The sequence below is a fragment of the Aeromonas sp. s12 genome (assembly GCF_040907925.1).
Classification (GTDB): domain Bacteria; phylum Pseudomonadota; class Gammaproteobacteria; order Enterobacterales; family Aeromonadaceae; genus Aeromonas; species Aeromonas veronii.
This window is the reverse complement of record NZ_JBFOCT010000014.1, coordinates 51,617-75,310: the sequence shown is the minus strand read 5'-3', so window position 1 is coordinate 75,310 and position 23,694 is coordinate 51,617. Positions and strand designations below refer to the sequence as shown.

Below are 23,694 nucleotides of genomic sequence, written 5' to 3'. Positions count from 1 at the left end.
CGCTTCACTGGTTGCGATAGAAGCGGTTCAGCTCGTTCATCACCTGGATCATGGCGCCCATATCCGGGGTGCCGTGCTTGAGCGGGCGATAGCTGTTGCGCTCCAGCAGCTCGAAGTCACCCTGCTTGTTGAAGTGGGTGATGGTCTCCCCTTCATAGATGGCGAAGTCGTTCTGATCCCCGGCCAGCAGCCAGTTGCGCGGGCTGGTATCAAACAGCGAGCGGCCAACGCTGTAATCGCGCGCCGGATTGCGCACGCCCAGCATCCCCTGCATCAGGGTCGGCGCCAGATCAAAATGGCTGCTTGGTTGTTCCCGAACGTCACTGCCGCGCCCCGGCCAGGCCAGTACCAGCGGTACCTGCACCTGATAGGGTGAGTAGTTGCTGCCTGCGCCCCAGCTGTTGCTGCGGGTGTCGTTGAACTCCTGACCGTGGTTGGAGGTGATGACGACGATGGTGTTGCTGTCCATCCCCTGCGACTGCAATTTGGTCAGCATCTGCTCAAGCAACTGGTCGGTATAGAAGACCGAGTTCTTGTAGCGGTTTTCCAGTTTTTGCAGGTTCTCCGCCCGATAGGCGGTCGCCGGATTGAAGTTGGCAAGCTCCGGTTGGAACGGCCCCTTCATGGTGGCGGGTAACTGGTAGTCGCCGGGGCTCGAGAGATAGACCAGCGAGAACCAGGGACGCTCGGGAGAGCGCTTCTCCAGCCACTGTTGCCAGTCGGTCAGCAGCTTGCCATCGTCACTCTGCTCGGAGACAAACACCTGTTTGCGCAGACCGGCGAGGATGCTCTTGCGATACTTCTGGGCATCTTCCATCGCGCCGAACAGCCCGAACTGGTAATCCTGGCGCAGCATCTCGTCGAACAGCACCGGCGGACGCTTGTCGCTGCTGATGTCCTTGTAGTAGTGACCGGGCAACCCGTAGAAGAGGCTGAACATGCCCATCAGGTCGTCGTTGCCGCCACTCAGGTGATTGCGGAACGTCAGATGCTGATCCGCATAGCGCTGCAGATTGGGCATGTTGATGTTGTTGAGCATGTCAAAACGCAATGAGTCGACCACCACAATCAGCAGATTGTTGTGAGTCAGGGGGGCGTTGACGTTAAGCGGGCGCAGCGGGTAGTGCATCCGGCTGTCGCTGTTATCACCCTGGGAGGCCGCCTGCTTCTCGTACTGATCCAGATCCAGCCAGCCATGTTTGGCCAGGAAGGAGCGGGCCGTCATGGGGTAGGAGAGGGGGAAGTTGGCTCTCTGCATGGTGATCGGCTGATAGAGGGTCGCATCCGCCCAGCTGTTAACCACGTGGGTCAGAATAAAGCAGATCAGCAGGGCCAGCCCCACCTGATTGCCGTACTGGCGGCGCTTGCGCTTGTTGATCTTGCGCCAGACATAGGCCGACAGCAGCAGTTGCAGCAGGAAGATGGTGGGCACGGCAACGAAGATGATGCTCCAGATTGAGCCCTCTTCGGTTTGCGCCTGATCCAGCAGCAACTGCCATACCTGACTGTTGAGGTGGAACTTGAACAGCCGGAATACCTGGGTGTCGATCAGCAGCAGCACCAGCGCCAGGGTAGCGATGATGGCCGAGATGAACCGCAACGACTTCTCCTTGGGCAGCACGAAGCTGAGCGGGAAGATCGTCAACAGGTAGGTGACAAAACTCAGAAACGAGAAGTGGCCAATCCAGCTTACAACGAGATAGATCACGCCAAGCGTGGTCGATGGCCAGCTGATGGCACCCAGATAACGGGTGGCGATGAGCATGGCCAGAATAATGTTGAAGAAGGAGAACCAATGCCCCCAGGTGATCAGGCGAGAGACATTATCACGATAGGGGTTACCGGTTTCGACCATAGTGATCCATCTGCGTTGAGAAACGTCAAATCAACAGAGTCGGGGACTCAGTGTGCGTCGTGGCGATTATCGACCGATGCGGTCAGGGCCTGGACAAACTTTTCAGTGATGGCCTGGCGTTGGGCCGGTGCCATACCGTTGATGATATTGGTGGTCAGATTGCCAAGCACCATAAGGCTGAGATCTACCGGCGCTTTATGCTTTTCCAGCGCGGTGATCAGGTCGTTCATCAGGGCGTCAAATTGCTCGTTATTGTACTTTGATACGATAGGCATAATCTTCAGTTCATCTCGGTTCAAAGCGCCTTATAATACTTCACCCTTTCGGCTAACACTATGGCTTTGTGACATGAGTCTCGATATCGACAAGATCATTCTTCACTCCTTGCGCCAGGGCGGCGATGGTCAACCCCACGCCGATACCCGCAGCCAGACCCTGCCCCCTGATGAGGCGGTACAGGGACTGATGGCGGAACTGCATCGGATCTACAACGGCAAGGGCGGCAAGGGCTTTGGCTTCTTTGCCGACCCCGAGGCCGCCGTCGCCGAGCTGGCCGACGGTGAAGAGGCTCCCAAGCAGCCTTCACCCGCGTTTCGTATCGCCCTCGAACAGCTGCTCGACGAGCAGACCGAATTCGTCCCCTTCTCGGTCACTGTGACCCAGATGCTGGTCAAGCAGCTGGTGGAGCACGCCCTCGATGAGCAGGGGGTGCTGCTGTTTGCCAAATATAACTACGTCGGGGTCGATTATCTGCTGATTGCCCTGCTGGAGGGCAAGGAGAGCGTCACCGTCAGCGAAGCGCTGGAATTACGCCATATCCAGTATCTGGATATCGGCAAACTCAATCTGGTGGCCCGCATTGATTTGACCGAATGGAAAACCCAACCTGATTCGCGCCGCTATATCACCTTCAGCAAGGGGCGCATTGGTCGCAAACTGGGCGACTTCTTTATGGATCTGCTGGGTGCCCGCGAGGGCATGGATGCCAAGGTACAAAATAAAGGCTTGCTGCAGGCGGTCGAAGATTATTGCGACAGTCGTCAGCTCGAACCGACCGAGCGCAATGACTATAAAAAGCAGGTCTTCAAATATTGCACCGAACAGGCGAGCGCCGGTGAAGAGATCGAAATCAAGGAGCTGTCTGCAGAATTGCCTGGTGACGGTGACCTCGATTTTTACAGCTTTATCGGTCAGGAGTATGAGCTGGAAGAGCGCTTCCCGGCGGATCGGTCTACCCTGCGTGGTTTGACCAAGTTTGTTGGCTCCGGCGGCGGTCTGACTCTGAGCTTTGAGCAGAAGCTGTTGAACAGCCGGATCTTTTACGATCCCCAGACCGACACCCTGACCATCAAGGGTGTGCCGCCCAATCTCAAGGATCAGCTGCTGCGCCAGTCGTAGTCATGCTCCCGAGTGTGATCAACTCGTCATTTCTGGCAAAAAGAGACTCCGCCCCGGCGGGGTCTCTTTTTTTATCGCGCCTGGGCAGACCTCGAAACTGGCGCGGTACTTTGTTAACAAATCAAACAAAATAAACCACCTGAAAGGGTTTTCATTGAGGTGAAAACCCTTTCATTCATGAAATTTTATTTCATTTTGGTAATTATTATTCTGTGGTTGTCTGGAATTAAGCCGATAAATGGCCGTAATTCCCTGAAATAAGAAAATGTTTTCAAAACTTTCTGGAAGGAAATACGTAATTGCATTTCAAAAATGCGAGTTGCGTCATGTGAGCCGTTTGCCGCTTGGGATAATATTCATCTCGCACACAATGCTCTTACAGCGCGGAACTAATACAAGGAAAGGCTCATGAAAAAGAAATTGCTGTCATCCCTGATCGGTCTGGCCACTCTTGGCGTCGCTTGCTCTGCTACTGCTGCCATCGATGAAGGCCAGCTGACCATCTGGATCAACGGTGACAAGGGATACAACGGTCTGGCTGAAGTGGGTAAGAAGTTTGAAGCAGAAACCGGCATCAAGGTTACTGTGGCTCACCCGGATCAGGTTGAAGTGAAATTCCAGCAAGCCGCCGCCACTGGCAACGGCCCGGACATCTTCTTCTGGGCTCACGACCGTTACGGTGAGTGGGTCAAAGCCGGTTTGCTGGTTCCGGTAACGCCGAACGCTGCCACCAAAGCCAAATTTGAACAGCTGGCATGGGATGCCATGACTGTTGATGGCAAAACCTATGGCTACCCGGTTGCCATGGAAGCAGTCAGCCTGATTTATAACAAGGACCTGCTGCCCGAGCCGCCGAAAACCTTCGAAGAGATCGCCAAGATTGACGAGACTCTGAAGAAAAACGGCAAGCGCGCCATCATGTGGGCTTATGACACCCCGTACTTCAGCTATCCGCTGGTGGCTGCCAACGGTGGTTACGCCTTCAAGAAAACCGCTACCGGTTATGACGTCAAAGATACCGGCGTGAACAACGCAGGTGCCAAGATGGGCGTGGGCTACATCTCCGAGATGATCAAGTCCGGTCACCTGGAAAAAGGCATCGACTACGGTGTGATGGACGCCAAGTTCAACAAGGGCGAAGTGGCCATGATGATCAATGGTCCCTGGGCCTGGAGCAACCTGGACAAGAGCGGCATCAAGTACGGCGTAGCGCCGCTGCCGACCCTGAACGGCAAGCCGGCCAAAGCCTTCGTTGGCGTACTGGGTGCCACCATCAACGCCGCCAGCCCGAACAAGGATCTGGCTATCGAGTTCCTGGAAAACTACCTGCTGACTGATGCCGGTCTGGCGCCGGTTAACGCCGACAAGCCGCTGGGTGCCGTTGCGCTGAAATCCTTCCAGAAGACCCTGGAATCCGATCCGCACATCAAGGCCACCATGCTGAACGCCCAAGCTGGCGAGCCGATGCCATCCGTTCCCGAGATGAGCCGTTTCTGGTCTTCCTTCGAAACTGCCCTCAAGAACGTGACCTCCGGTCGTCAGGGTGTTGACGAAGCTCTGGATACCGCTGCCAAGCGTATCGTTCAGTAAGCACGCACTACCCGGGAGGCCGTCATGGCCTCCCACTCTCTCAAATCTCTCTTGGCGTTATAAAGGTTAATTGGCATGGAAGTAGTACCTTCTGTTGAGTCCTATGCCGGTCCGAAGGATAAGCACACCTGGCTTAAGTGGACCATAGCGGCCCTGGTTGCCATCCTCAACGGCTACGCAGCCGTGATGATGTACGCCAGTGGCGAGTGGGTATTCGCGCTGCTGGATCTGGTGGTGGTTTCCGTCGGTCTGTATGTCTTCATGAACAAGAAGACCTATGCCCATCGCTACATCTTTCCGGGTGTTGCGGGCATGGTTGTGTTTATCATCTTCCCTCTTGCCTACACCATTGGCATTGCCTTCACCAACTATTCGGGGTCCAACTTGCTCTCCGTGGAGCAGGCGCGGGACTACCACCTGAAGAAAACCTACAAGGTGGCGGGCGGTGAATTCGATTTTACCCTGCTGGGTGGCGACAACGGCCAGTTCCAGCTGCTGCTGACACAGGATGATCAATCCTTTATCAGCCAACCTGTTTCCCTGATGACCAACAAGGCCCGTGAGCTGGCGTCCCGCGAGGGCCGTGTGCAGAACACCCAGCAAGTGGTCGAGCTGCAGCCCTTCACTGGCGAAGCGACCAGCAAGGCCGCACCGATCCGCGCCATTGTTGAGCATCGTACTCACCTGAGTGACCTTGATCTGGTACTGCCGGATGGCGGTACCCACCTGACCCTGAGCAGCCTGCGCAAGTTTGCCGCCCAGAAGCAGCACTACACCCGTCTGATGGATGGTGCCGTGCTCAAGTCCGGCGTGGTGATCAAAGACAGCAACCTGCTGCGTGATACCCAGAATGGCGAGCTGATGCTGCCCAATGGTGAGACCGGCTTCTATCAGTACATCGACGAACAGGGTCAGTTTGTCGGCAAGGGTATTGCTCCGGGCTTTGTGGTGAGCGTCGGTTGGAAGAATTTCGCGCGCATCGTCACCGATCCGGGCATCCAGTCACCCTTCCTGCAGATCTTCATCTGGACTGTGATCTTCTCAACCTGCTCCGTCGCTTTCACCTTGGCTATCGGCATGGTGCTGGCCTGTCTGGTGCAGTGGGAAGAGCTCAAGGGGCGCGGTTTCTATCGGGTCATGTTGATCCTGCCCTATGCGATTCCGGCGTTTATCTCCATCCTGGTGTTCAAGGGGTTGTTCAACCAGAACTTCGGTGAGATCAACATGTTCCTGGAAGCTGCGTTTGGCATCAAACCGGACTGGTATACCAACCCCTTCCTGGCCAAGGTGATGATCCTGATTGTCAACACCTGGCTCGGCTACCCCTACATGATGATCCTCTGCATGGGCCTGCTCAAAGCCATTCCGGAAGATCTCTATGAAGCGTCAGCCATGGACGGTGCCGGCCCGGTACAGAACTTCTTCAAGATCACCGTGCCGCTGCTGATGAAGCCGCTGACACCGCTGTTGATTGCCTCGTTCGCCTTCAACTTCAACAACTTCGTGCTTATCCAGTTGTTGACCAACGGTGCGCCCGACATCATCGGCGCCAGCACCCCGGCCGGTACCACCGACTTGCTGGTGAGTTATACCTACCGGATTGCGTTCCAGGGATCGGGTGGTCAGGACTACGGTCTGGCCAGTGCCATCGCCACCGCCATCTTCCTCATCGTAGGTGCGCTGGCGCTGCTCAACCTGAAATTGTCCAAAGCCGACAAGCAGCTGTAAGGAGGCTTCAACATGGCAATCGTACAACCCAAATCAGTCAAATACCGGGTGTGGGCAACCCACCTGGTCATGTGGGGCTTCCTGGCGCTGATCATCTTCCCGTTGATCATGGTTATCGCCATCTCGTTCCGTAACGGTAACTTCGCGGTAGGGGAGATCATCCCCTCCAATCCGACGCTGGATCACTGGAAGCTGGCGCTGGGCATGTCTATCACCAACGCCGACGGCAGCATCACGCCGCCGCCGTTCCCGGTGCTGACCTGGTTGTGGAACTCCATCAAGATCGCCGGCATCACTGCCCTGATGATCGTGACGCTCTCCACCACCTGTGCCTACGCCTTTGCCCGCCTGCGTTTTCGTGGCAAGTCCACCATCCTGCAGGGCATGCTGATTTTCCAGATGTTCCCGGCAGTGCTGGCACTGGTAGCCATCTACGCGCTCTTTAACAAGATTGGTGACTACATCCCCTGGCTGGGTCTCAATACCCACGGTGGCCTGATCCTGGCGTACATGGGTGGTATCGCCCTCCACGTCTGGACCATCAAGGGCTACTTCGAGACCATCGACTCCTCCCTGGAGGAGGCGGCGGCCATCGACGGTGCGACCCCGTGGCAGGCATTCCGTCTGATCCTGTTGCCCCTGTCGGTGCCCATCCTGGCGGTAGTGTTTATTCTGGCCTTTATCGGCTCCATTACCGAGGTGCCCATGGCCTCCATCCTGCTGCAGGATGTGAACAATCTGACCCTGGCGGTCGGGGCCCAGCAGTACCTCTATCCGCAGAATTATCTGTGGGGTGATTTCGCGGCGGCTGCAGTGCTCTCCGGTTTCCCCATCACAGTGGTCTTCCTGTTGGCACAGCGCTGGTTGGTTGGCGGTCTGACCGCCGGTGGTGTGAAAGGTTAAGTTTATGGCCGGGGGAGCTGACTCCCCCCGCTATCACGATTTGCAAAGATTCAAGAGCGGAGCTCGTCATGGCTGAAGTAGTACTCAACAACGTTCGCAAAAATTACGATCCGGCTGTTCACAAGGACACCCTGCGCAACATCAACCTCTCCATCAAGGAAGGGGAGTTCATTGTCTTCGTCGGCCCGTCCGGCTGTGGCAAATCCACCCTGCTGCGGATGATCGCGGGTCTGGAAGACATCACCAGCGGTGAGCTGACCATCGGCGGTCGCTACATGAACGACGTACCGCCGGTAGAGCGCAACGTCGGCATGGTGTTCCAGTCCTACGCCCTTTATCCGCACATGAACATCTACGAGAACATGGCCTTTGGTCTGAAGCTCAAGAAAATGGACAAGGAGAACATCCACAAGAGGGTGATGCGCGCCGCCGAGATCCTGGGTCTTGAGCCGCTGCTGGACAGAAAGCCCAAGGCGCTCTCCGGTGGTCAGCGTCAGCGGGTCGCCATCGGTCGCTCCATCGTGCAGCAGCCGCAGGTGTTCCTGTTTGACGAACCGCTCTCCAACCTGGATGCCGCGCTGCGGGTCAAGATGCGGATCGAGATCGCCAAGCTGCACAAAGAGCTTAACTCCACCATCATCTACGTGACCCACGATCAGGTGGAAGCGATGACCCTGGCCGACAAGATTGTTGTGCTGAGCCCGCTCAAGGCCGAAGCTGCCACCAACCTGGAACAGTTCGGTTCACCGCTGGATCTCTACCACAACCCGGACAACAAGTTCGTGGCGGGCTTTATCGGCTCTCCCAAGATGAACTTCCTGGCGGGCGAGTTGCTGGAGATTGGCGAGCAGGAGTGCCTGGTCAAGTTGACCTCTGGCGATACCGTGCGGGCTCGGGTCGATGCCCGCAGTGGCGCTGTGGGTGACAAGGTGGAGCTGGGTATTCGCCCCGAGCACCTGATGCCGCTGGATCACCCCCATGCGCACAGCAAGGTGAGCGGGATCGTGCAGGTGGCCGAGCACCTGGGCGCCGAGTCCTTCGTTTATATGGATGTGGATGGTCACGACTTTACCGTCAAGGCCACCTCGGATGTGGATGTGGCGACCGGTCAGACCTACAGCGTGGGTATCCCGGCCGAAGCCTGCTACCTGTTCGATGCCAAGGAGCAGGCGTTCCCCCGTACCGCCAAATATATCCGTACCTGATTTTTTGTTGTGCTGGTTTTCCTTTCTTAATAATCAATGCCTTTTTGCCGGTCGTCAGACCGGCTTTTTATTGCCTGCGATTGGAACATGCAGATAGGCAAGGTAGCCCGGTTCAAGCCTCGAGTTCGGCGGTAATATCGGGCACAAAGGTCTGGCTGGCCAGCGGCGGGCGCTCATACCCTTCGGTCTTGATGGGGGGGAGCTTGATAGGCTCGTAGTGGATCGCCTCGTAGGGCACCTTGCTCAGCAGATGGGCGATGCAGTTGAGCCGGGCACGGCGTTTGTCATCTGCCTCCACTACGAACCAGGGGCAATCCTCGGTGTCGGTGTAGGTGAACATGTCATCCTTGGCGCGGGAGTATTCCACCCAGCGTGACCGGGATTGCAAATCCATCGGGCTGAACTTCCAGCGCTTGATGGGCGTATTTATCCGCTCCTTGAAGCGCTTCTCCTGCTCCTCATCGCTGACCGAGAACCAGTATTTGATCAAGGTGATGCCGGAGCGGATCAGCATCCGCTCAAACTCGGGGCAGGCGCGCAGAAACTCGCGATACTCGGCGTCGCTGCAAAATCCCATCACCCGCTCGACTCCGGCCCGGTTGTACCAGGAACGGTCAAACAGCACCATCTCGCCAGCGGCGGGCAGGTGGGCCACATAACGCTGAAAGTACCACTGGGATCGCTCCCGATCGGAGGGGGCGGGCAGCGCCGTGACCCGGCAGACCCGGGGGTTGAGCGGTTCGGTAATCGCCTTGATGACGCCCCCTTTACCGGCGGCGTCCCGTCCTTCGAACAGTACCACTACCTTTAACCCCTCCTGCTTGACCCACTCCTGCAGCTTGACCAGCTCCTCCTGCAGATGGGCAAGGTGGTGCTCGTAGCACTTCTTGTCCAGACGCGGCCGCTTCTTGCTCTTCTCCTTCGCCATAGGCTTCTCCTTTTGGCATCCTTTCATGGGTGACTGCTTTGAGTCACTGTCAGCTTGCACCAGGGAGGCGTCACCTGCCAAGGGGGACGTGATACACTGCCCGCCCATCGCTGGCAACAGGAGATAACATGAAGCATTTTATGGAGATAGCGGGCCGCCGGATGGCCTATCTGGATGAAGGACAAGGGCCGGTACTGCTGTTTGGTCACAGCTATCTGTGGGACAGCGCCATGTGGGCGCCGCAAATTGAGGCGCTCAAGGGCAGCTATCGCTGCATCGTTCCCGAGCTGTGGGGCCACGGTGATTCCGACCTGCTCCCCGAAGGTGGCTGCACCCTGGCGACGCTGGCGCGGGATCACCTGGCGCTGCTCGATGCCCTCGGGGTCAACGAGTTCGTACTGGTGGGCCTCTCCATCGGTGGCATGTGGGGTGTGGAGCTGGCGCGCATGGTGCCAAACCGCCTTAAGGGTCTGGTGCTGATGGATAGTTTTGTCGGCCTCGAGCCGCAGATCACCTGCGAGCGCTACCTCGGCATGCTGGCGATGATCGAGCAGCTTGGCACCGTGCCGGCGCCCATCGTCGAACAGGTGGCGCCGCTCTTTTTTGCCAATCAGCCTGATGAGGCGCTGATGAGCGGTTTCAAGGCGCGTCTTGCCGCCTGGCCAAAGGAGAAGATTGCCGCCATGGTGGCGGTGGGCCGCAGCTTTGTGACCCGCGAAGATCGTATCGAGTGGCTGGAGGAGATCACCACTCCCGCACTGGTGATGACCGGCTGCGAGGACAAGGCCCGTCCGGTGCTGGAGGGCTATCTGATGGCCGAGGTGCTGGGTTGCCCGTTCAGGGAGATCCCGATGGCTGGCCACATCTCGTCGCTGGAAAATCCGGCCTTCGTCAATCAGCAGCTGACCGAGTTTCTGGCGACGCTGTAAGCCTGAATTGGACGCCTGAGCAGGCTGTACTACCAGCCTGATGATGGCCGTGAAAAAGGGAGCCAAGGGCTCCCTTTTGTTTGGTCGTGTCTCACGGTTCAAGACTCATAACCGTTACCAGATATAGCCCAGCGCAAAACCCGCATAGAGCTCGCCATCGTGCTGGACGATGGGGCTGTTTTTGATGTCCCGATCATACCATTCGTAGTTCATGGCAAACATGCCAATCCAGTTGGGGCTGAAGCGGTAGCTGGTGATGAGGGCCGCCATCGGGGATAGGGTGGTACCGGTATCCCAAGCGGGCCGCTGGGCAGTCGCCTCGCTCTCGGAGATGCCGCCGAAGTAGTAGTTGGCCATCTTGTCGCTGCGCAGCATCAGCCCCATCCCCGGCATGATCAGCAGGTTGTCGCGCAGGATGGGGAAGTCGGCCCACAGCAGCAGTTCCTGCCCCTTGCTGCGGCCGGTGACATCGCTGTTGGCCCGCACGGTCAGCAGGGCGTAGGGGGTGATGATGTTGCCACCGATCCCGCCTTCCAGCTGCCATTTTCGCTGCTCCATGCCAGTAAAGGCCGGAGAGTCCTCGGGATCCAGATTGCCAAAACGGACCCGGCCATAGCCGTAGAGGGCCACGTTCTCATCCTTGTGGAAGTAGTAGCGGGCCCGATCCCCCAGAAACATGAACTGGTCGCCAAAATAGATAAAGCCGGGGATGGCGTAGAGGCTGTTATCTTGTGCTTCATAACGGGCCTGTCCCCCGATGAGCGCTGCACCGGCGACAAAGCCCTGTGGCACCGGGCTGGTAGGACTGTCGCTGGTGAGCAGATCCATGGCGCCAAGATCGATATCGGCGCGGACGGACATGGCGGCAGCGAGGAGCAGGGCCGTCAGCCCTGCCGCTCTGATTTGACGAAAAAAGGTCATGGACACTCCGTTGTCACGATTGCAGGGGAAGCAGGTTATTTTGCGGCACTGGGCATCTCTTCGCGTTTTGGCCAGGCATTGATCACCGCCTTGACCAGGGTGGCGAGGGGAATGGCGAAGAAGACTCCCCAGAATCCCCACAAGCCGCCGAAGACCAGCACGGCGATGATGATGGCCACCGGATGGAGGTTGACCGCTTCCGAGAAAAGCACCGGCACCAGCAGGTTGCCATCGAGGGCCTGAATGACCAGATAGGCCACCATCAGCCAGGCGAATTCGGGGGTGAGCCCCCACTGGAACAGGGCGACCATGGCTACCGGAACCGTCACCACGGCGGCGCCGATATAAGGGATCAGCACCGAGAAGCCGACCGCGACCGCCAGCAGCACCGAGTAGCGCAGTCCCATCAGGGCGAAGGGAACATAGGTGGCGATGCCGACGATGAGGATCTCGATCACCTTGCCGCGGATGTAGTTGATGATCTGGTTGTTCATCTCCACCCACACCCGGTTGACCAGGGTGCGGTTGCGCGGCAGGAAGCGGCGCAGGCTGCCCATCAGTACCCGCTTGTCTTTGAGCATAAAGAAGACCATCAGCGGTACCAGAATGAGGTAGATCATGATGGCGACCACGTTGACCAGCGAACTGAGGGAGGCGCTCACCAGATGCTCGCCGCCACTGAGGATGCGCTGGCGAATATTGTCGATGACGGTCTCCACCAGACTGATGTCGATGAGCTCGGGGTATTTGTCCGGCAGGGTGCGGACATAATCCTGAGCGTGGGTCAGCATGGCCGGCGCCTCTTTGGCCAGATTGATCCCCTGACTGACCAACGTCGGGATAAGACCCAGCAAGGAGGCGACTGCTACCGCAATAAAGAGGATCAGAATGACGCTGGTGGCCAAGGTGCGCGACAGCCCCGCTTTTTGCAGCCGGGCGACCGGCCACTCCAGCAGATAGGCCATTACCAGCGCCACCAGCAGGGGGGCCAGCAGATCGCCAAACAGCCAAATGATGGTGAAGCAGAACACCAGCAACAGGAAAAGGGTAACGGCATCGGGATCGGAAAAACGGGTCTGATACCAGCGCTTCAATACTTCTAACATGACGGCATCCTTACATCACTGGGGCTCAAGATGGTTGTTTCGCCCCGACAACCAACTGCAAAGAGAGGGTTTTGTCCGCTTCTTGCTGCATCTCGACATGGTGGCCCTGACGGTGCAGATAGGCCGGAATATCCTGCCGGGAGCCCGCATCGGCCAGCCGGATGGTGACGGTTTGACCGCTTTGGGCCTCCCTTAACCAGAGCTTGAGCCGGATCAGCGGCTCGGGGCAACGCCAGGGGGTCAGGTCGAGAATTTCCATGGGGGCTCCATCAGGCAGGTGGCCGCTATTATGGCCGTGATAAGAGCATGAAACAACGCTTGTAGCCCTTGATGGGCAAGGGTATTCTGCCGAGGCCCTTTCTGATGGAGATAGAGATAACGTGGCACGTTTTTCCCCCCTGATGGCATCGCTTCCCCTGCTGGCTTCCCTGATGGGCGCCACGTTTCATGCCGAGGCCAACAATCAGCTTCCCGACATCGGCACGGCCGGGGTTGCTGCCCTGCCCATCGAGCAGGAAGTGCGTTACGGCAACGCCTTTATGCGCTTTGCCCGTGCGGGTCTGCCGATCATCGATGATCCGGTGCTGAGCCAGTACATTGATGATCTGGGTCAGCGACTGCTGACCAACGCCGATGGGGTGCGTTTCCCGTTTACCTTCTTCCTCATCAATGATCCCAGCATCAACGCGGCCGCCTTCCTCGGCGGGCGAGTCAAGGTGCACACCGGCCTCTTCCTCTACGCCGACAGCGAGAGTGAGCTGGCCTCGGTACTGGCCCACGAAATCACCCACGTGACCCAGCGCCATATCGCCCGTTATATGGAAGCGCAGGCGAGCAGCTCGGCAGTGACCCTGGCTGGTCTGGTGGGCTCCATCGCGCTGGCAGTGATCAATCCGACTGCCGGTATCGCCGCGCTGCAGACCACGCTGGGCCTCTCCATGCAGTCGGCCATCAACTACACCCGCGACAACGAATATGAAGCGGATCGCATTGGCATGAAGACCCTCTATGATGCCGGTTTCGACCCCATGGGGATGGCCAACTTTTTCCAGAAACTGGCTGCCGAATACCGTTACGCCAGCAAGCCGCCGGAAATGCTGCTCACTCACCCGCTGCCGGAGACCCGGATCAGCGAGGCACGCGCCCGTGCAGGCAGCTATGGCCGCCGCGACTTGCCGCCCAGCCTCGACTTCTGGCTGGCCAAGGTGCGGATTCAGGTGCGTTTTGGTACCGATACCCCTCAGGGACTGCTGAGCTACTTCGATAGCCGGATCCAGAAGGGGGATTATCCGCTCAAGGATGCCGCCATCTATGGCAAGGCGCTGGCGCTGATCCAGCTCAAGCGCACCGACGAGGCGGATACCCTGATGCAGGAGCTGGCGGCCCGTCATCCGGAAGATCTCTTTATCGTCGATGCCCAGACCGACATCGATCTGGCCAAGGGGCGCAGTGCCCAGGCCATCGCGCGCCTCGAGAAGTTCCGCAGCCGGATGCCGGATAACGAAGTGGTGGTGGTCAACCTCGGCAACGCCTACCTCGAGAGCGGCAACTACAAGAAGTCCATCGCCATCCTCGACCCCTATGCCCGTGCCCATGAGGAGAACAATCTGGCCTGGAACCTGCTGGCCGATGCCTATCGCAAGGCAGGCAGAATGACCGAGCTGCATATGGCGCGGGCCGAGATGCTCGCACTGCGCGGGGATTATCAGGCGGCCATCGACGAGCTGATCGTGGCACGCGGTACCACCAGCGACCGGATGACCCTGGCTCGTCTGGAGGCGCGCATCACCGAGCTGGAGCGGGCCAAGAAGGATCTCGACAGCCTCAAGGGCTAACAAAACCTATCAAACAAGGGCGCACTCTGGTGCGCCCTTGTTGTTTATGGCGGTGGCGTTGAGGTGGGGGACGGTGATAGCAGCGATGGGCTAGTGACTCATGCTGCTGGCGGTCGCCTTGAGCATCTCGATCTGCTGCTGGTCGAGCTCGCCGACCAGCGTCTGCTTGAGCTTGCCCTCGCTATCGAGCAGATAGCTGGTGGGCAGGCCGCTTGGGCGAGGGAAGGGGAGCCTGGCATCTTCATTGGCAATAAGGAGCGGCACCTTGATGTGATACTGCGCAGCCAGCTTGTCCAGCTCTGCTGGCGTGGTCGGGTCGTAGTTGATGGCCACCACTGTGATCTGGCCCTCCGCTGCCAGCCCGTTGAGGCGCGGCATCTCCCGCAGGCAGGGAGCGCACCAGGGGGCGAAGTAGTTGACCAGGATCGGCTTGCCGGCAAAGTGGCGCAGGCTGACCGACTGCCCTGTGGCATCGGTAAATTCGGGGGCGGGCGTGCAAGCGCCCAGCAGGCCAGCCACAATCAGCCAACAAATTCGTTTCAATTCCTTTCCACTGCCGCTTACCCTGACCATCACTTTCCCCTACAATAGCGCCGTTTCTAGTCCCATCTTGCGATTAATCAGGGAGTTACCATGAGCGAGACCCAAATCTACCACAATCCGCGCTGCTCCAAGAGTCGCGAAACCCTGGCTCTGCTGGAACAGCACGGGATCGCCCCTGATGTGGTGTTCTATCTGGAGCAGGCCCCAAGCGAAGATGAGATCCGCAACCTGCTCTCTCTGCTCGGTTTTAGCGATCCCCGCCAGCTGATGCGTACCAAGGAGGAGCTCTACAAGGAGCTGGGATTGGCCGATGTCAGCGGTGATGCCCTTATTCGCGCCATGCACCAGCATCCCAAGCTGATCGAGCGCCCCATTGTCATCAAGAATGGCCAGGCCCGCATTGGTCGCCCGCCGGAGCAGGTGCTGGAGATCCTCAAGTGAGCACCCGCTTCGCACGTTGGCTGACTCTGGTCGGCTTCTTCGGCCTGCTGTGCTGGGTCATCCTCTGGCATCTGTGGCTGTCGCCTCATCCGGACCTCAACCCCTGGCTGCTGCCGGTGATCTGGACGGTGCCGCTGCTCTTCCCTCTCAAGGGGATAGTGCAGGGCAACCCCTACACCCACGCCTGGGGCAACTTCGTGTTGATGCCCTATTTCCTCCACGCCCTCACCCTGATCACCACGGATGAGGGGGAGCGGTGGCTGGCGGTGGTGGAGCTGGTCTTCACCACTCTCGCCTTTGTCGGCACCATCTATTACGCCCGACTGCGTGGTCGGGAACTTGGCTTAAGCATTCGCAAGAAGAAAGACGAAGCCAACTGATGACAAACGCCCCGCAAGGGGCGTTTTTTATGGGGAAGCTGCTCTATCCAGAGGGATCACTGTGCCCCTTGGGCTTCCCGATATTGGGCCAGCTGCTGCTGGCTAAAGTCCATCAGCTGGGGATAGAAGCGCAGAAATCCCGCCTCGCATGTTTGCCACTGCGACTCATCGAGGGTCAGCAGCGCCTCTCCCAGTTGTACCGGGCGGCGCAGTCGGCGACCTATGCCATTTAGCGCTTGCCCCAGCCCCTCCCTGTGGCGGTAGGAGGCGATCCAGTTCTGCTCGGCCATCCGTTTGAGGGGGAGTGGCAGTCCGTCCGGCAGGCGTGGGTGATCCGCCAATAGCTGCTCATAACTGCGTTGCAGGAAGCGGGGCAGGGGCTCGGTGCTGAACAGTCCCCAGTGCAGGCTCAGCCAGTGGTCGTAGATCATATCAACCACTATGCCGCCAAAGCGGCGCCAGGGGGCCTCGAAACAGGCGACGGCCGCCTTGTGCTCGGGGTGGCTGTCGGTGAAAGCGTCAATTTTGCGGTGTAGCCAGATCCCCTCATCGAAGTGGGCGGCAAGCCCCGTGGGCAGCGGGCCTTTGACGAAATCGCCGAGCAGATTGCCGGTGAGAGAGCTTCGGGTGTGGGCAGCCAGATGGAGATGGGCCAGAAAATTCATCGGTCGCTGTGGGTCTGTTATGGGATGGCAAAGTGCTTCGAGCCTAACGGATCCCGCCCGCCTTGACCATGACCGGGATTTTGCTACTGCCCGGCGGCTGCCTCTTGCCGGGCAAAATTCGGGCGTGCTAAGGTGATGCCATCTTTGTCACAGGACGCGACAAACCACCATGATGCGCAAAGCCAGAGGCTTTTTTCTGGCCTTCTACTTTAAGCCTTTCTATCTCTCCGAGTGGTTCGACGAATAGATCGAACCTCTGGAGCAGTTCACTGACGCCCGCTCGGGCGTGATCTCGCTCATCCAGATTTTGCCGCTTTTGGTCATCGCATGTATTCGCCTGCGATGCCTTGTCCGCGCCTGTGCGCTTTTTATGTAATGGAGTACTCATGATGAAGATCAGACTGACCCTCTCAGCCCTGTTTGTTGCCAGCCTGCTGGCCACCCCCGCCATGGCCAAGGAGTGGAAAACCGTGCGCTTCGGGGTGGAGGGGGCCTACCCGCCCTTCTCCTGGACCGATGCGTCGGGCGAGATCAAGGGGTTTGATATCGACCTCGCCAACGCCCTTTGTAAGCAGATGGCGGTCAAGTGCGAGTTGGTGGTGCAGGATTGGGACGGCATGATCCCGGCCCTGCTGTCGCGCAAATACGACGCCATCATCGCCGCCATGTCGATCACCGACGAGCGGCGCCAGAAGGTCGACTTCACCGAGAAATATGCCCATATTCCCAATCGCTTTGTGGCGGCCAAGGGGACCGAGCTGACGCTGACCCCGGAAGGCATGGCGGGCAAGCGCATCGGAGTGCAGCGTGCCACCACCCACGACAAGTACCTGACCGACAATTTTGGCTCGAATGTCACCATAGTCCGCTATGGCAATGCCGATGAGGCCTATCTCGATCTGAAAGCGGGTCGGGTGCTGGCCCTGCTGGCCGATGCCTCTGCCATTGAGCAGGGGCTCCTTGGCAAAGAGGGGGGCGACAAGTTCGATTATGTGGGGCCCGCCCTGACCGATCGCCAGTGGTTTGGTGATGGCATGGGGATCGCCGTGCGCAAGAGCGACAAGGAGCTCAAGGGCAAGCTGGACGAGGCGATCAAGGCCCTGCGTGCCAACGGCACCTATCAGCAGATCAACCAGAAGTACTTCAAGTACGATATATATGGTGGTTGACGGGGGGAGGGAGCTTGCTCCCTCTCTTTTCATTGGGCAAGCGACAATCGTGCAAGGAGGATCGCCATGTTGACCCTGTTCGAGGGGGCCGAGATCTTCAGCCCCACCCACCTTGGCCAGCAGGATCTGCTGGTGGCTGATGGCCGTATCGCCTGGATGGGCAAGGGGTTGACGGTGCCCACAAACTGGCCGCTGTATCGTGTCGATGGTCGTGGCCGCTATCTGGTGCCTGGGCTGGTGGATCCGCTGGCCCATATCACCGGGGGCGGCGGTGAGGGGGGCTTTGCCTTTCGCACCCCGGAACTGGCGGCGAGCGAGGCGCTCAGGGCCGGTGTCACTACCCTGGTGGCGGCGCTTGGCACCGACAGCCTGACCCGCACTCCCGCGCAGGTGCTCGGCAAGGTGCGCGAGTTTCGCGCCGCCGGGGTGAGCGCTTTTATGTATACCGGCTCCTACCATCTGCCGGTCAAGACCCTGACCGGCACGGTGGAGTCGGACATCATCCTGATCCCCGAGGTATTGGGGGTGGGGGAGGTGGCCATCAGTGACCACAGATCCAGCGCGCCGACCCACGATGAGCTGGCCAGGCTTGCCAGCGAGGCGCGGGTGGCCGGGCTACTTGCGGGCAAGAGCGGGGTCAGCTTCTTTCATGTCGGGGATGGCAAGGGGGCATTGGCCCCCCTGCGGGCTCTTCGCGATGAGACCGACATTCCGCTGCGCCAGCTCTATCCCACTCACTGCAACCGCAACCCCTGGCTCTTTGCCGAGGCCATCGAGTGGGGCAAGGCGGGAGGTTGGGTCGACCTCACCACCTCGAGCTTTCCCGATCTGCTGGAGGATGGCGAGCGGCTTGCCGCCGATGGGCTGGCTGAGCTGCTGGCCGCCAATGTGCCTGCCGAGCGCATCACCTTCAGCTCGGATGCCAACGCCAGCCTGCCGCGTTTTGATGGGGAAGGGCGGCTAATCGAGATGCGCTGCGGTCAGATTGCCAGCCTGTGGCTGCAGTGCGTGCGCGCGACCCGGCTCGGTGTCTCGCTGGAGAGGGCGTTGGCCGCGGTGACGAGCAATCCGGCGCAGGCGCTGGGGCTCGGCAGCAAGGGGCGTATCGGGGTCGGACAGGATGCGGATCTGCTGCTGGTGCACGACCGGACGTTTGCTATCGAACGGGTGATGAGTGGCGGCCAGTGGCGCGAATAAGGCTGCGGGCAATATCGCAGCCAGTGCGAGTGCGTGGTTGCTCCAACCAGCAAAAGCCCGACAACAAGGTCGGGCTTTTTTATCTGCAGTGTGGAAATCAGGCTTAGATCGCCAGAAACCCGAGGATCAGGATGGGGCCGAGCAGGCTCAGGATAAAGCCGGAGACAATGGCCACCGGCACCACCTGAATACCCCCTGATTTCTGGATAACCGGCAGGGTGAAGTCCAGTGCCGTGGCGCCGCCGTAACCGATGGCCGCCGAGGGGTGGCGGCGCATCAGGATCGGGATGATCAGAATGGCGATAAGCTCGCGCCCAAGATCGTTGATAAAGGCAGCAGAACCGAGCACCGGCCCCAGTTTGTCGGCCACCAGAATGCCGGAGAGCGAATACCAGCCGAAGCTCGAGCTCATCGCCAGACCATGGGCAAAGGGCATCCCCAGCAATTGGGCCGCTAGCAGGCTGCCCAGCCAGCTGCTGAGGATGACGGTGGCGGCGATTTTCATCCCCCAGGGGTTGAGCAGGATCTGGCGCAGCCGCATGCCGGAGTTGCGCATCTGCACCCCGATGAGAAACAGCAGCAGCATCAGGGCCCACTCGCTCCACTTGTCGATGGGCAGGGCGCGCAGATCCACCAGCAGGCCGAGCAGCACACCGCCGAGCACCACAAAGCAGAGCTGCAGGGATTCCCACAATAGGTGCAGCTTGCCCGGCATCTTCGCATCGCTCGCCTCATGGGTCGGCGGTGTGCGCTTGTCGAGCCACCAGAGGGCCAGCAGGTTGCAGAGCGTGATCGCGGTGAGCATCACCCCTGCGACCTTGAAGATCACCGCCAGATTGCTGCCCAGGTTCTCCACATAGGCAAGCCCGAGCCCCATCAGAAACAGAATGAGGTAGACCATCTTGCCCAGACTCTGGTTGACCAGCTTGATCAGCCGGGCAGAGGAAAGGGGAACCAGATAGCCGATTGCCAGTGGCAACAGGATCAGCAACACATTGAGCAGCATCGAGGCCTCGATCACAAAAACTGATAAAAACACCACCTTATCATTACTTATTGGCTCTGTGTCACATATCTCTCGCTTTCATGGCCGAAAACAGCCCTTTTGGGGGCAGATTGTTACTTTTTTGCCACAACCTCTCTGTTTGATAAGGTTCTGTGCGAGCCCGAGTGCACCAATGAAATCAAGTTGATCCGATCGGGGAGGCGATATTTCGCTCGGCAAGGGGGTGCATAAAGCCATTTTGGTGCCGGTTTGGCACACATCACGCTTTTCTCTTGCCACTGATATGATTGGGGTATAAAAAGGCGTTATCGGAATAGCCATTGAAACGGCTGTTTATGCAAACAAAGTGCTGAAAAATACGCAAAGAGCGAATAAAAATAGAGCGAATCCCCTGAAGACCCTCGTTCTGTATTGTTTTTTCACTATCCGGGTGATATTTTCGCTGAAGGTTGCCATCGGTTAACTTTTTGTTAAATAGACGATGGTTGAGTCACGCCCCCTGCGGCGTCTAGGGACAGACAAGGTTGTAATGGATGAGCGACGTTGCCGCACTGGAAGTACGTGATCTGCACAAATATTTTGGCACCCACGAAGTGCTCAAGGGCATCGACATGACCGCCCACAAGGGGGATGTGATCTCCCTTATCGGCTCCTCCGGCTCGGGGAAGTCGACCTTTCTTCGCTGTATCAATCTGCTCGAAACCCCCTCATCCGGCACCGTCTCGCTCCATGGCGAGTTGATCCGGATGAAAACCAGCCGCGCCGGCGAGCGGTTGCCCGAGGATATGCGTCAGGTGGAGCGGATCCGCAGCCGACTGGCCATGGTGTTTCAAAGTTTCAATCTCTGGTCACACATGACCATCATGCAGAACATCATCGAAGTGCCGATCCAGGTGCTCAAGGTGCCTCGCGCCGAAGCACTGGCCAAGGCGGAGCAACTGCTCAACCGGGTTGGACTCTGGGAGCGGCGTGACTACTATCCCGGCCACCTCTCCGGTGGTCAGCAGCAGCGGGCCGCCATTGCCCGTGCGCTGGCGGTAGAGCCCGAGGTGATGCTGTTCGATGAACCCACCTCGGCGCTGGATCCCGAGCTGGTGGGAGAGGTGCTCGGCCTGATGCGCGAGCTGGCTGAAGAGGGGCGCACCATGCTGGTGGTGACCCACGAGATGTCGTTTGCCCGGGATGTATCGAACAAGGTGATGTTTCTGCATCAGGGGCGGGTGGAAGAGGAGGGCAACCCCAAGGAGATTTTCGCCCATCCCAAATCCGAGCGGTTCAAGCAATTCATCTCCTCCATCTACTGATGGCGGGATGCCTGGTTACCCAATCAACTGTTTTATCAAGGAGAGATACATGAACAAGCTGATGCTGGCGACAGCCGTAGTTACTGCCCTCGCGTCCGGTAGCCTGATGGCCAAGGAGTGGAAAGAGGTCCGGATCGGGGTTGAGGGTGCCTATCCCCCCTTCTCCTGGACCGAGCCCAGTGGCGAGGTGAAAGGCTTTGATATCGACATCGCCAACGCCCTGTGCGAAGAGATGAAAGTGAAGTGCACCCTGGTCAAGCAGGACTGGGACGGCATCATTCCGGCGCTGCTGTCACGCAAGTTTGACGCCATCATCGCCACCATGGACATCACAGAAGAGCGCAAGAAGAAGGTGGACTTCACCCAGAAGTACCAGCACATTCCGGCCCGCTTTGCCGCCAAGAAGGGCACTGATGTGCAGCTCGACAAAGCCTTTATGGAAGGCAAGTCCGTCGCGGTGCAGCGTGCAACCTCCATGGATACCTTTATTACCGACAACTTCCCCAATGCCACCATCAAGCGTTACGGCACCGCCGATGAAGCCTATCTCGATCTGAAATCCGGTCGTGTGGACTATGTGCTGGCCGACTCTGCCGCCATCACCGACGGTCTGCTGAAGAAAGAGGGGGGTGATGCCTTCGAATTCGTCGGCCCGAAACTGACCGATCCCAAGTGGTTTGGCGAGGGTGCCGGTATTGCGGTGCGCAAGGCTGACAAGGATCTGAAAGAGAAATTCAACGCCGCCATTCTGGCGCTGCGTGCCAACGGTAAGTACAAGGAAATCAACGACAAGTACTTCGAGTTCGACGTTTACGGCGAGTAAAAGCCGGAGCCGTGTACGGTGAGTCATTCGCCACATAGATAGCGAATAACAGGCCGACCGGCTCACCTCGTCAGTCGTCATCGGGCCCGTCACCTCCCTGAGGGAGTTTACGGGCCCGCATTGATTGCAATGGAGCTGCACATATTTCATTCGGACTGCTATGGAGCCTTCTGGTTAGCAGGTGCGTGAAGATTCAGTGGCGATGGAGCTGCATATGTTTGATTTGAAAGGATACGAAGCCTCGCTGCTGGAGGGCGCCTGGGTCACCCTGGAAGTGGCGCTGGCCTCCCTGCTGCTGGCGTTGCTGCTGGGGATGTTGGGGGCGCTGGCCAAACTCTCTCCCTACAAGTGGGCCCGGGCCATCGCCACCGGCTACACCACCATTATTCGCGGTATCCCCGATCTGGTGCTGATGATGCTGCTCTTCTTTGGCGGCCAGGTGCTGATCAACGGCATCTGCACCTGGGTCAACGAGGCTTACAACAACTGGTTGCTGGAAAGCAATCCCAATCAGGAGTGGGTCTCCCTGCTCCCGGACTATATCGACATCAGCCCCTTTGTGGCCGGTGTCGCGACCATCGGTTTTATCTTCGGCGCTTACATGACCGAGACCTTTCGCGGCGCCATTCTGGCGGTGGACAAAGGCGAGCTGGAGGCAGCACGGGCCTTTGGCATGCGGGCAACCCAGGTGTTTGTGCGGATCCTCTTCCCCCAGATGATGCGACACGCTCTGCCCGGGTTTGGCAACAACTGGCTGGTGCTGCTGAAAACCACCGCGCTGGTCTCCATCATCGGCCTCGATGACATGGTGCGCAAAGCCTCGTTGGCGGCGGGCTCGACCCAGCAACCCTTCACCTTCTACATGGCGGTGGCGCTGATCTTCCTGATCTTCACCGCAGTTTCCACCTCGGCGCTCAAATGGGCCGAGCGTCACTATGCCATCAAGACGAGGTAAGCCATGGATTTCTCAATCATTCTCAAAGAGTGGCCCACCTATTGGGAGGGGCTCTATACCACCGTCTGGCTGGTGGCCCTCTCTCTGATCCTTGGGTTGATGCTGGCTGTGCCCATGGGCATCCTGCGCAATAGCCGCAACTGGCTGATCAAGGGGCCAATCTGGGCCTATATCTACTTCTTTCGCGGCACCCCGCTGCTGGTGCAGCTCTTTATCATCTACTACGGCGCTGCCCAGTGGGAGTGGCTGAAGAACAGTGCCGCCTGGTCGCTCTTCTCCGAAGCCTGGTTCTGTGCGCTGCTGGCTTTCACCCTCAATACCGCCGCCTATACCGCCGAGATCGTGCGCGGGGCGGTGCACAATATGCCGCGCGGCCAGATTGAGGCAGCCAACGCCTTTGGCATGACCCGCTGGCAGACTCTGACCCGGATCATTTTGCCCAACTCGTTTCGTCGGGCACTGCCGGCTTACAGCAACGAGGTGATTTTCATGCTGCAAGGCTCGGCGGTGGCGGGCATCATCACCATCGTCGATCTGACCGGCGCGGCGCGGATCATCAACTCTCGCTACTACAGTCCGTTCGAGGCCTTTTTGACCGCAGGGCTGCTCTATATGCTGCTCACCTTTGTCATCGTCTGGCTATTCAAAAAGTGGGAAGCGCGCTGGCACGCCCACCTGCGCCCGCGCAATGTGTAAGGGTTGACCTGCCAAGATGAGCGAAAATGGCTCCGCCTGTTGCAGGCGGGGCCATTTTTTATCTTCAGCCTCTGCCCGCCCGGTTTGCCAAATTGCGGCCGAGCAGGGAGAATGCAG

Annotated in this window: 24 protein-coding genes; 15 read left to right on the top strand and 9 right to left on the bottom strand. The window is 58.7% G+C overall.

The window, feature by feature from the left end; translation table 11 throughout:
- Nucleotides 1-4: 4 nt before the first annotated feature.
- On the bottom strand, nucleotides 5-1,855 hold the full coding sequence (locus AB5Y67_RS06980; RefSeq protein WP_199428036.1) for a DUF3413 domain-containing protein: 1,851 nt from the start codon (nucleotides 1,853-1,855) through the stop codon (nucleotides 5-7).
- Between the two features lie 47 nt (nucleotides 1,856-1,902).
- Entirely contained in the window at nucleotides 1,903-2,130 is a 228-nt protein-coding gene (locus tag AB5Y67_RS06975) for a YejL family protein (RefSeq protein ID WP_005333874.1), read from the bottom strand.
- 73 nt (nucleotides 2,131-2,203) lie between these two features.
- Between AB5Y67_RS06975 and yejK the strand changes: the two genes are divergently transcribed.
- The 5 genes from yejK (at nucleotide 2,204) to AB5Y67_RS06950 (ending at nucleotide 8,679) form a co-directional block, all read left to right on the top strand.
- Entirely contained in the window at nucleotides 2,204-3,253 is a 1,050-nt protein-coding gene (gene yejK, locus AB5Y67_RS06970) for a nucleoid-associated protein YejK (protein ID WP_005333872.1), read from the top strand.
- A 408-nt stretch (nucleotides 3,254-3,661) separates the two neighbouring features.
- Complete coding sequence (gene malE / locus AB5Y67_RS06965) at nucleotides 3,662-4,843, top strand: maltose/maltodextrin ABC transporter substrate-binding protein MalE (protein ID WP_199428035.1); 1,182 nt, start codon at nucleotides 3,662-3,664, stop codon at nucleotides 4,841-4,843.
- A 75-nt stretch (nucleotides 4,844-4,918) separates the two neighbouring features.
- The gene (gene malF / locus AB5Y67_RS06960) at nucleotides 4,919-6,571 is read left to right on the top strand and encodes a maltose ABC transporter permease MalF (protein ID WP_199428034.1); all 1,653 of its coding nucleotides are present in this window, start codon (nucleotides 4,919-4,921) and stop codon (nucleotides 6,569-6,571) included.
- A gap of 12 nt (nucleotides 6,572-6,583) precedes the next feature.
- Complete coding sequence (malG, locus tag AB5Y67_RS06955; RefSeq protein ID WP_005333868.1) at nucleotides 6,584-7,474, top strand: maltose ABC transporter permease MalG; 891 nt, start codon at nucleotides 6,584-6,586, stop codon at nucleotides 7,472-7,474.
- A gap of 68 nt (nucleotides 7,475-7,542) precedes the next feature.
- Entirely contained in the window at nucleotides 7,543-8,679 is a 1,137-nt protein-coding gene (locus AB5Y67_RS06950; RefSeq protein WP_005333867.1) for an ABC transporter ATP-binding protein, read from the top strand.
- 112 nt (nucleotides 8,680-8,791) lie between these two features.
- Here AB5Y67_RS06950 and ppk2 read toward each other — a convergent pair whose 3' ends face one another.
- Nucleotides 8,792-9,607, bottom strand: coding sequence for a polyphosphate kinase 2 (ppk2, locus tag AB5Y67_RS06945; protein ID WP_005361444.1), 816 nt, complete (start codon nucleotides 9,605-9,607; stop codon nucleotides 8,792-8,794).
- A 128-nt stretch (nucleotides 9,608-9,735) separates the two neighbouring features.
- Here ppk2 and AB5Y67_RS06940 point away from each other — a divergent pair, with 128 nt between their 5' ends.
- Nucleotides 9,736-10,536 (top strand): alpha/beta fold hydrolase, encoded by an 801-nt coding sequence (locus tag AB5Y67_RS06940; RefSeq protein ID WP_199428033.1) that lies wholly within the window; start codon nucleotides 9,736-9,738, stop codon nucleotides 10,534-10,536.
- Nucleotides 10,537-10,650: 114 nt separating this feature from the next.
- Here the strand turns inward: AB5Y67_RS06940 and AB5Y67_RS06935 are convergent, their stop codons facing one another.
- Genes AB5Y67_RS06935 through AB5Y67_RS06925 form a run of 3 tightly spaced genes read right to left on the bottom strand, consistent with a single transcriptional unit; the run spans nucleotide 10,651 to nucleotide 12,822 of the window.
- Nucleotides 10,651-11,457, bottom strand: coding sequence for a MipA/OmpV family protein (locus AB5Y67_RS06935; protein WP_199428032.1), 807 nt, complete (start codon nucleotides 11,455-11,457; stop codon nucleotides 10,651-10,653).
- 35 nt (nucleotides 11,458-11,492) lie between these two features.
- A complete protein-coding gene (locus tag AB5Y67_RS06930) occupies nucleotides 11,493-12,563 on the bottom strand; it encodes an AI-2E family transporter (RefSeq protein ID WP_199428031.1) in 1,071 nt (356 codons plus the stop codon).
- A gap of 25 nt (nucleotides 12,564-12,588) precedes the next feature.
- Complete coding sequence (locus tag AB5Y67_RS06925) at nucleotides 12,589-12,822, bottom strand: sulfurtransferase TusA family protein (RefSeq protein WP_150997600.1); 234 nt, start codon at nucleotides 12,820-12,822, stop codon at nucleotides 12,589-12,591.
- A 121-nt stretch (nucleotides 12,823-12,943) separates the two neighbouring features.
- Between AB5Y67_RS06925 and AB5Y67_RS06920 the strand changes: the two genes are divergently transcribed.
- Complete coding sequence (locus tag AB5Y67_RS06920) at nucleotides 12,944-14,398, top strand: M48 family metalloprotease (RefSeq protein ID WP_005333848.1); 1,455 nt, start codon at nucleotides 12,944-12,946, stop codon at nucleotides 14,396-14,398.
- A gap of 90 nt (nucleotides 14,399-14,488) precedes the next feature.
- Here the strand turns inward: AB5Y67_RS06920 and AB5Y67_RS06915 are convergent, their stop codons facing one another.
- Nucleotides 14,489-14,971, bottom strand: a complete 483-nt coding sequence (locus AB5Y67_RS06915; RefSeq protein ID WP_139435558.1) for a TlpA disulfide reductase family protein — start codon at nucleotides 14,969-14,971, stop codon at nucleotides 14,489-14,491.
- A 60-nt stretch (nucleotides 14,972-15,031) separates the two neighbouring features.
- Between AB5Y67_RS06915 and arsC the strand changes: the two genes are divergently transcribed.
- Nucleotides 15,032-15,382, top strand: a complete 351-nt coding sequence (arsC, locus tag AB5Y67_RS06910; RefSeq protein WP_199428030.1) for an arsenate reductase (glutaredoxin) — start codon at nucleotides 15,032-15,034, stop codon at nucleotides 15,380-15,382.
- Nucleotides 15,379-15,762, top strand: a complete 384-nt coding sequence (locus tag AB5Y67_RS06905) for a DUF2069 domain-containing protein (RefSeq protein ID WP_005352922.1) — start codon at nucleotides 15,379-15,381, stop codon at nucleotides 15,760-15,762. Before arsC ends, AB5Y67_RS06905 begins: the two co-directional genes overlap by 4 nt.
- A 56-nt stretch (nucleotides 15,763-15,818) precedes the next feature.
- On the opposite strand, the gene AB5Y67_RS06900 is transcribed toward AB5Y67_RS06905, so the two are convergent.
- Nucleotides 15,819-16,427, bottom strand: coding sequence for an ACP phosphodiesterase (locus AB5Y67_RS06900; RefSeq protein ID WP_199428029.1), 609 nt, complete (start codon nucleotides 16,425-16,427; stop codon nucleotides 15,819-15,821).
- Between the two features lie 389 nt (nucleotides 16,428-16,816).
- Between AB5Y67_RS06900 and AB5Y67_RS06895 the strand changes: the two genes are divergently transcribed.
- Both AB5Y67_RS06895 and iadA read left to right on the top strand, forming a co-directional pair.
- A complete protein-coding gene (locus tag AB5Y67_RS06895) occupies nucleotides 16,817-17,596 on the top strand; it encodes an ABC transporter substrate-binding protein (RefSeq protein ID WP_325793653.1) in 780 nt (259 codons plus the stop codon).
- A 66-nt stretch (nucleotides 17,597-17,662) separates the two neighbouring features.
- Entirely contained in the window at nucleotides 17,663-18,793 is a 1,131-nt protein-coding gene (iadA, locus tag AB5Y67_RS06890) for a beta-aspartyl-peptidase (protein WP_199428028.1), read from the top strand.
- A 103-nt stretch (nucleotides 18,794-18,896) separates the two neighbouring features.
- Here iadA and AB5Y67_RS06885 read toward each other — a convergent pair whose 3' ends face one another.
- Nucleotides 18,897-19,799 carry a lysine exporter LysO family protein gene (locus AB5Y67_RS06885; RefSeq protein ID WP_199428042.1) on the bottom strand — a complete coding sequence of 301 codons (903 nt, stop codon included), beginning with the start codon at nucleotides 19,797-19,799 and terminating at the stop codon, nucleotides 18,897-18,899.
- Nucleotides 19,800-20,332: 533 nt separating this feature from the next.
- On the opposite strand from AB5Y67_RS06885, the gene AB5Y67_RS06880 reads away from it, so the two are divergent.
- The 4 genes from AB5Y67_RS06880 (at nucleotide 20,333) to AB5Y67_RS06865 (ending at nucleotide 23,577) form a co-directional block, all read left to right on the top strand.
- On the top strand, nucleotides 20,333-21,103 hold the full coding sequence (locus AB5Y67_RS06880) for an ABC transporter ATP-binding protein (RefSeq protein ID WP_005337310.1): 771 nt from the start codon (nucleotides 20,333-20,335) through the stop codon (nucleotides 21,101-21,103).
- Between the two features lie 49 nt (nucleotides 21,104-21,152).
- Nucleotides 21,153-21,926: an ABC transporter substrate-binding protein gene (locus tag AB5Y67_RS06875; protein WP_005337307.1), complete on the top strand. Its 774-nt coding sequence runs from the start codon at nucleotides 21,153-21,155 to the stop codon at nucleotides 21,924-21,926.
- A 214-nt stretch (nucleotides 21,927-22,140) separates the two neighbouring features.
- A complete protein-coding gene (locus AB5Y67_RS06870; protein WP_042053114.1) occupies nucleotides 22,141-22,881 on the top strand; it encodes an ABC transporter permease in 741 nt (246 codons plus the stop codon).
- A gap of 3 nt (nucleotides 22,882-22,884) precedes the next feature.
- Nucleotides 22,885-23,577: an ABC transporter permease gene (locus AB5Y67_RS06865; RefSeq protein ID WP_005337302.1), complete on the top strand. Its 693-nt coding sequence runs from the start codon at nucleotides 22,885-22,887 to the stop codon at nucleotides 23,575-23,577.
- The last annotated feature ends 117 nt before the right edge of the window (nucleotides 23,578-23,694 follow it).

Excerpts from the sequence above, each read along its gene's own strand:
- malE (WP_199428035.1), top strand. The coding sequence starts at position 3,662 with ATGAAAAAGAAATTGCTGTCATCCCTGATCGGTCTGGCCACTCTTGGC.
- AB5Y67_RS06935 (WP_199428032.1), bottom strand. The coding sequence starts at position 11,457 with ATGACCTTTTTTCGTCAAATCAGAGCGGCAGGGCTGACGGCCCTGCTC.
- AB5Y67_RS06980 (WP_199428036.1), bottom strand. The coding sequence starts at position 1,855 with ATGGTCGAAACCGGTAACCCCTATCGTGATAATGTCTCTCGCCTGATC.
- AB5Y67_RS06870 (WP_042053114.1), top strand. The coding sequence starts at position 22,141 with ATGTTTGATTTGAAAGGATACGAAGCCTCGCTGCTGGAGGGCGCCTGG.
- AB5Y67_RS06930 (WP_199428031.1), bottom strand. The coding sequence starts at position 12,563 with ATGTTAGAAGTATTGAAGCGCTGGTATCAGACCCGTTTTTCCGATCCC.
- AB5Y67_RS06865 (WP_005337302.1), top strand. The coding sequence starts at position 22,885 with ATGGATTTCTCAATCATTCTCAAAGAGTGGCCCACCTATTGGGAGGGG.
- AB5Y67_RS06885 (WP_199428042.1), bottom strand. The coding sequence starts at position 19,799 with ATGCTGCTCAATGTGTTGCTGATCCTGTTGCCACTGGCAATCGGCTAT.
- AB5Y67_RS06940 (WP_199428033.1), top strand. The coding sequence starts at position 9,736 with ATGAAGCATTTTATGGAGATAGCGGGCCGCCGGATGGCCTATCTGGAT.
- AB5Y67_RS06950 (WP_005333867.1), top strand. The coding sequence starts at position 7,543 with ATGGCTGAAGTAGTACTCAACAACGTTCGCAAAAATTACGATCCGGCT.
- arsC (WP_199428030.1), top strand. The coding sequence starts at position 15,032 with ATGAGCGAGACCCAAATCTACCACAATCCGCGCTGCTCCAAGAGTCGC.
- AB5Y67_RS06925 (WP_150997600.1), bottom strand. The coding sequence starts at position 12,822 with ATGGAAATTCTCGACCTGACCCCCTGGCGTTGCCCCGAGCCGCTGATC.
- AB5Y67_RS06895 (WP_325793653.1), top strand. The coding sequence starts at position 16,817 with ATGAAGATCAGACTGACCCTCTCAGCCCTGTTTGTTGCCAGCCTGCTG.
- iadA (WP_199428028.1), top strand. The coding sequence starts at position 17,663 with ATGTTGACCCTGTTCGAGGGGGCCGAGATCTTCAGCCCCACCCACCTT.
- AB5Y67_RS06900 (WP_199428029.1), bottom strand. The coding sequence starts at position 16,427 with ATGAATTTTCTGGCCCATCTCCATCTGGCTGCCCACACCCGAAGCTCT.
- yejK (WP_005333872.1), top strand. The coding sequence starts at position 2,204 with ATGAGTCTCGATATCGACAAGATCATTCTTCACTCCTTGCGCCAGGGC.
- malG (WP_005333868.1), top strand. The coding sequence starts at position 6,584 with ATGGCAATCGTACAACCCAAATCAGTCAAATACCGGGTGTGGGCAACC.
- AB5Y67_RS06915 (WP_139435558.1), bottom strand. The coding sequence starts at position 14,971 with ATGGTCAGGGTAAGCGGCAGTGGAAAGGAATTGAAACGAATTTGTTGG.
- AB5Y67_RS06975 (WP_005333874.1), bottom strand. The coding sequence starts at position 2,130 with ATGCCTATCGTATCAAAGTACAATAACGAGCAATTTGACGCCCTGATG.
- malF (WP_199428034.1), top strand. The coding sequence starts at position 4,919 with ATGGAAGTAGTACCTTCTGTTGAGTCCTATGCCGGTCCGAAGGATAAG.
- ppk2 (WP_005361444.1), bottom strand. The coding sequence starts at position 9,607 with ATGGCGAAGGAGAAGAGCAAGAAGCGGCCGCGTCTGGACAAGAAGTGC.
- AB5Y67_RS06880 (WP_005337310.1), top strand. The coding sequence starts at position 20,333 with ATGAGCGACGTTGCCGCACTGGAAGTACGTGATCTGCACAAATATTTT.
- AB5Y67_RS06875 (WP_005337307.1), top strand. The coding sequence starts at position 21,153 with ATGAACAAGCTGATGCTGGCGACAGCCGTAGTTACTGCCCTCGCGTCC.